A 5,775-nucleotide genomic window follows, 5' to 3' on the forward strand; every position below is an offset into this window, starting at 1 on the left:
GTTCATCCAAAATAATCACAGCTTTGTTACTGGCCATACCAAGGATTGTATTGACCATAACCTTCATCCCAAAAGATGCCTGTTCATACTTTTTGGTTAAATCAAGTTTGAATTTTCGCGCAATTTCTATTGCAAAAGCAATGTCAAACTGACTATGTAATTCGTTTGCCGTCTTGAATAAATCCTTTATACGCATGTTAAAATGTGCAGCATCACCTGCAACAAAATGGACTTGCTCCGGCATATGCATCATATTCACTGGGTTTCCGTTCACTGTGACTTTGCCAGTGCTAGCATTATGGTGACCTGCAATTAATTTTAGGAAAGTGGTTTTGCCTGCTCCGTTTTTACCCAGCAAACAATAAATGCCGGGTGAATCCAAGGTTACGGAAAAGTTCCGTATCCCATCATTTTTTCCATAATTTTTGGTTACATTGGATAGATTAATCATAGTGATCCTCCATTATTAATTTAATTATTTCCTCTCGTGATATACCAATTTTCACCGATTGTCGAATCGTATCTAACAGCTCCATTTTCCGCTCGTTCAATATGATTTGCTTTGCCTCACTGGTTACCGCCATTCCGATTCCACGCTTTTTGTAAAGTACCCCTTTATCCGTGAGAATCCTAACGGCTTTTACCGATGTAGTTGGGTTTACTGATAGGAGCTTAGAAATCTGAGTGGTTGAAATAATCAAGTCATCCGGATTGTATGTTCCAGATAAAATATCATTTTCAATCATCTCTGCAACCTGTGCAAATACGGGTTTTTCAGTTCTCATGGGCACCACCTTTCCCCATTGTTGTATGGTTAATGATTTAAGTCACTAACAAAATTTACAATATACCTATCAACTTGTCAAGTTGAATATTTGAGGTGGGTGCTCTTCAATGTAGGAATAGTATCAGTATCTCCATGATTTAGAAATTAATTGTAATTATCTTGGATTTTTTGCACCAGAACCGAAAATTCACTCTGAGTCATTCCACTAGCTTTTTCAATAACTTGCGAGAGTAGAAAGTAGCCTGTATTACTATATTCAAATGCCGTACCCACTTCAAATTTGGCACTAGTTTTCTTTTCTAATAAACTTAGAGCTTGGTCTACTGTTAATTTATCTCTAAACGAAATCCCTACTTCTTCGGCTAAATCCATATAGTCGAATAATCCACCAGTGTGATGTAGTAGATGGCGGATTGTAACGATATCGGCATATTCACTCAATTGAGGTACATACTTTCTTATCGAATCTTCCAAACTTAGTTTATTTTCTTCTTCTAGCAATAAAATGGAAAATGCAGTGAATTGTTTTGATATAGATGCTAAATTAAATATCGTTTTAGTTGTAATAGGCTCTGTTGAATTAATATCCATGACTCCTACTGCTCCTTTTATCGCATCTTGATTATCATATTGCGCACAAAAAGCAAAACCTGGTGCCTCTTTAGAAAAGTCCTTTAACAGATTCATCATATCTTCGTTTATATTATTCATAATGTCTCTCTTTCTATACTTTGGTCATTTCAGATAGATTTAAAAATCTAGCCTATAATAATATTCATTACGATCTATTTTTCCAGTAAACGTAAACCCGAATGATGTATATAAATTTTTCGCTATTGTATTTTCATTTTCTATCATCAATTCCACACTGCCTACTTTAACACTCTCTTTAAAATAGTTTAAAATAGCTTTGAAACTTTTACGTCCCAAACCTTTTCCCAAGAACTTATGATCAATCATATAACGACATATTGTAACTAAGTCTGGCGTTTTTTCAATATATTCATACGTAAAAAATCCTATTAAATCATCATCATTATAAATTGACATAGGTTTCATAGTTGAAAAATACTTTGACTCTGCTAAGGACATAGCATTACTACATATATATTCTTCATCCAGTGTTCGAGCTCCATCTTTATTACTTGTTAACTCACAAACCTCAATATAATTTTTTTTATCTATTTCTCTAATTGAAATAACCATAATTAATTCCTTCCATATTTAATAATATTGGTCATATTATATAGTTAATTAAGAAAAGTGAACCTTCTTCAAGAATCGCGCCCGATAGTGGAAGAATAAAAAGCCCAATTTCTCAGTATTAAAATTGAGAAATTGGACTTTTTTCGTTACTCCAGAAAAGCGCCCCATAACAGAAGACTTGATTTCAAGACAATATTAATAATGAACTTCCGTATTTTCAATCTCTTTCTACATCAGACATCTTTAATGATTTAGCAAAAGTGGTTACTTAACAAATTCGAGGTTTATGTCACCATTATTTGCACCTACGTCCAATGTTTTATCCCCACCATTTTTAACTTCAGGTAGATTATTTTCACCTTTAGAAGCCTCACTTAAAATTTTAAATACATCATACGAACCTATCACAGTCCCTGTAATATCTCCATTTTTGGTCCTCAATTTTAACGAATCTCCCACCGCCACATTTGATACATTGATATTGCCATTGGAAATTGTTGCATCAATGGAATCTTTTATATTTACATCATTCAAATTTATATCATCATTTTTGGTCTTCATTTTCAATTTTTTGTTAGCCGTTACGTTGGTAACTTCTATTTTCCCTTCATTTGTTATAGTTTCTATAGAACCATCTATTTCTAAGTCAGATAAAATAATATCCCCTTTGGAGGTTTGAATCTTAACTTCGCTAGTAATACCATTTGGAACAGCTATCTTTACAAGATGATGTTCTTCGTCTGTTTGTAATCCTACATAGTCTTTCCATTCTTTATTAGTTTCTAACTTCATTACTAACTCATCATTGTCTGAAACACCAATATCATAGGATTCCTTATCACTTTCGAAATAAGTTATATGAATATCATTGTCTTTTGATTCTTCTAATTCAACCTTTCTCCCTTTGTCAGACAGAGATATTTGCTTTACACTTTCTGCTTCTACGGAATAACTTTTCTCTTCGTATGAAACATCTGAATCAGAACCTGAATCTGAATCTGATGTACAAGCAGAAGTAAAGATTACTACTGATCCAAGAGCAACGGTCATAGACAAAATATTTTTAAAAGATTTTTTCATAACTTACGATACCTCTTTCTACGAATTTAATTTCTATTCTTGTGAGCTTCCAATATTGCAAATAGCTTTATAAAAGATTACTACTGATCCAAGAGCAACAGACACAGACAAAAGATTTTTAAAAGATTTTTTCATAACTTACGATACCTCTTTCTAGCGGATTTAATTTCTATTCTTGTGAGCTTTCAATATTGAAGAAACTTTATATTTCGGGGTTAGTTGAATAGTTACATCTCAACTAAACCCCTACTTAGCTTTCTTAGGAGTAACGCTACTCCCATTGAGTATTAATGACGAGCGTTAATCCATTCTGATACATCCTCAATCACCTGAGAATCAACATGGGCTGGTTTATTGTAAATACTACCGTCAAATTTATCCGCAGCACCGCCTGGCATGAACACATGACTCAGTCCTGGATAAAGTTTGAAACTCACGTTGTTTTTATTAGCCAGCGTTTCTTGCCACAGTTTATAATCCAATTCAGTTGAGAGATGAAAATCAGTTGTACCTTGAATGATAAACATAGGAATCGTAAGATTTTTTGCGATACCAACTTGATCAATTGCATTCAGACTTTTCCAGTAGCTAGTGGGATAGCCTAGCAAAACACCCGATTTGTCAGAAGAAGAGAGTTTTTTAACCTTTTGCACTTCTACTTTCGTCTTGTCCAATTCCGCTTTTTTCTGTTCGGTCGTTAGGGTTGTATCTTGCTCCAATCGCATTGTAGTTTGGGACAATATTGCATCTTCTAAGTGGCGCAAGGTACCCGCCATCGAGACAAAACCTTTTATTTCAGGATTGTCCTGGGCAATTTTTGGTCCCATGACACCGCCCTGGCTGTGACCGATTAGATAGATTCTGTTACTATCTATTCTTTTATCTTTTTTGGCAAGTTGAACAGCCTCCTTAGCATCATACAAATATTCTGCTTCTACGTCAGTGACATCATCAGGATAGGTATAAGAGCGCTTGTCATAACGAATAGTGGCAATCCCCCTATCAGCAAGGCCATGTGCAATATCCGCAAATGGACGATTAAGCCCTGTGCCAATGATAGAATCCATATTATTAGGGCCAGAGCCCTGAAGCAAAATCGCAACAGGTGGCTTTTCTATTCCTTTTGGGAGAGTTAGCAACCCATTCAATTTTTTCTCATTATACCCAACCTTAATCGGAGATTCCTCCCACTTGTCGCTTTGCTGTGGTTTAACTATGAGTGGTTGCAACTGACTTTGAATGTCAGCTACCTTGCCATCCTTTGTATAAACAAAAGTAGTCTGCAAATTATATTTCCGGTGTACTGTAATAATGGATACTCTCCCATTTTTGTCCTTTGATTTAAATGATTCTGATTCTATACCCAGAGAAGGCCCTAATTGAGTTAAAAGATCATTCCACTTAGAAGCGAACTTTTCCTTGGGCAGTTTACTAGCCATCTCATCAGTTACATTTTCATAAAGACGATCGAATTCATGCTTCTGAAACTGTTCTATATAGGCGGCGCTTCTTTTTTTCAAAGTCTTTTCATCAAAACTTTGCGTGCCTTGAGTAGAGTTTATATTTTTCGCTTGAGAAGAGTTTTGATTTTGCGAATGTTCATCAGGCTGTGAAGTGCAAGCGGAAAGTGAAGCTACTATTACGCCCGCAATAATAGGTTTGAATAATTTAGTCATAATCATATTCTCCAATAATCTTTAAGTAGTAATTTCATCGTGTATGCAGTGGGACTATGGAAGTGGAGTTGCACCGTAGCTAGCTTATATTCCATTCATTCCAAGCAAGCTACCTCTTCCTTGTTAGTTAGATTCAACAGGATATATCGGAAGCGCATTCCATCATCTTTATCAAGTTTGACATTCTTCTTGATACCTAACTTTTTTGGCCCCACCATCTCGGATTGTTTGTTAAATAATATTTTGTTTTTATATTTATGATTTAAATTCTTTTGCGACTTACGGCCAACACACATAAAATATAGACAACAACAGATACCCCAAGACAACTTGTAATTTGAATGGCAGCATTTGGAGTAAAGATTAGAGTGTCGAATATCGAGACCAATACTTTCCGAAGGGAAGCAATAGGTGTAAATACACAAATGACAGCCACAATCATAATATCCGTAAGCCAACCATACCAAGTGCCCTGGATCGTAGTTAATGTGTGAACAACTAGAGCAACCATCAGCATAAATACAAATTGACGAACAAAGGCAATAATAACACCGTTATTATCCCAACCAAAAACACCAAATGGGTTGGCCACAAAGCTATTACCTACCGGTAGTAATTTATCCAAATAAAGATAACAAAGCACCGTAAATAGAGAAATAATTAGGGCGAAAACAACATAATTAATAACGCTGCCCTTCATATAATCCAACTTCTTCACATTAAAATTCATAATTTTCTCGAAATTCCTTGCGGGAATCAGCATCGCGCTCAATATGATTATGATATAGGCATAAAATCCAAAACTAAGAGAAAAGCCTCCTTCATTAGATTTGTTGAATATATTGTTGATCATATAGCTAATTAGTTGTAAGCCAATCAATGCTAAAAAAATAAAGTAAGATAATTTGACCTTCTTAAAATTCAATTTTGCTACAGCAAGTGCATTCATCTTGATTCCTCCTAATTTATCTTTTCCTCCACCAGAACTGATTATTCTTCTCCAACAAGACTAATGAAAAAATCCTG

The 5,775-nt window shown here is 35.0% G+C and carries 7 protein-coding genes; all 7 read right to left on the bottom strand.

All coding sequences use genetic code 11. The features are described 5' to 3' along the window. Positions 1 to 451, bottom strand: a 451-nt coding sequence (locus BW986_RS29050) for an ATP-binding cassette domain-containing protein (RefSeq protein WP_142244763.1), incomplete at its 3' end; no start/stop codon positions are given. Next, complete coding sequence (locus tag BW986_RS29055; RefSeq protein ID WP_076373283.1) at positions 444 to 785, bottom strand: GntR family transcriptional regulator; 342 nt, start codon at positions 783 to 785, stop codon at positions 444 to 446. The genes BW986_RS29050 and BW986_RS29055, both read right to left, overlap by 8 nt. Positions 786 to 931: 146 nt before the next feature. Further along, positions 932 to 1,498: a serine hydrolase domain-containing protein gene (locus BW986_RS29060; protein ID WP_076373285.1), complete on the bottom strand. Its 567-nt coding sequence runs from the start codon at positions 1,496 to 1,498 to the stop codon at positions 932 to 934. 39 nt (positions 1,499 to 1,537) lie between these two features. Further along, positions 1,538 to 1,993 (bottom strand): GNAT family N-acetyltransferase, encoded by a 456-nt coding sequence (locus BW986_RS29065; RefSeq protein ID WP_076373287.1) that lies wholly within the window; start codon positions 1,991 to 1,993, stop codon positions 1,538 to 1,540. A gap of 264 nt (positions 1,994 to 2,257) precedes the next feature. Next, the gene (locus tag BW986_RS29070; RefSeq protein WP_076373289.1) at positions 2,258 to 3,073 is read right to left on the bottom strand and encodes a DUF4097 family beta strand repeat-containing protein; all 816 of its coding nucleotides are present in this window, start codon (positions 3,071 to 3,073) and stop codon (positions 2,258 to 2,260) included. 287 nt (positions 3,074 to 3,360) lie between these two features. Continuing rightward, complete coding sequence (locus BW986_RS29075) at positions 3,361 to 4,749, bottom strand: alpha/beta hydrolase (RefSeq protein WP_076373291.1); 1,389 nt, start codon at positions 4,747 to 4,749, stop codon at positions 3,361 to 3,363. 262 nt (positions 4,750 to 5,011) lie between these two features. Next, positions 5,012 to 5,698 (bottom strand): permease, encoded by a 687-nt coding sequence (locus tag BW986_RS29080; RefSeq protein WP_076373293.1) that lies wholly within the window; start codon positions 5,696 to 5,698, stop codon positions 5,012 to 5,014. Positions 5,699 to 5,775: the final 77 nt, after the last annotated feature.

It is taken from the genome of Peribacillus simplex, from assembly GCF_900156045.1.
GTDB classification, from domain to species: Bacteria; Bacillota; Bacilli; order Bacillales; family DSM-1321; genus Peribacillus; species Peribacillus simplex_D.

Excerpts from the sequence above, each read along its gene's own strand:
- BW986_RS29060 (WP_076373285.1), bottom strand. The coding sequence starts at position 1,498 with ATGAATAATATAAACGAAGATATGATGAATCTGTTAAAGGACTTTTCT.
- BW986_RS29070 (WP_076373289.1), bottom strand. The coding sequence starts at position 3,073 with ATGAAAAAATCTTTTAAAAATATTTTGTCTATGACCGTTGCTCTTGGA.
- BW986_RS29055 (WP_076373283.1), bottom strand. The coding sequence starts at position 785 with ATGAGAACTGAAAAACCCGTATTTGCACAGGTTGCAGAGATGATTGAA.
- BW986_RS29075 (WP_076373291.1), bottom strand. The coding sequence starts at position 4,749 with ATGACTAAATTATTCAAACCTATTATTGCGGGCGTAATAGTAGCTTCA.
- BW986_RS29065 (WP_076373287.1), bottom strand. The coding sequence starts at position 1,993 with ATGGTTATTTCAATTAGAGAAATAGATAAAAAAAATTATATTGAGGTT.
- BW986_RS29080 (WP_076373293.1), bottom strand. The coding sequence starts at position 5,698 with ATGAATGCACTTGCTGTAGCAAAATTGAATTTTAAGAAGGTCAAATTA.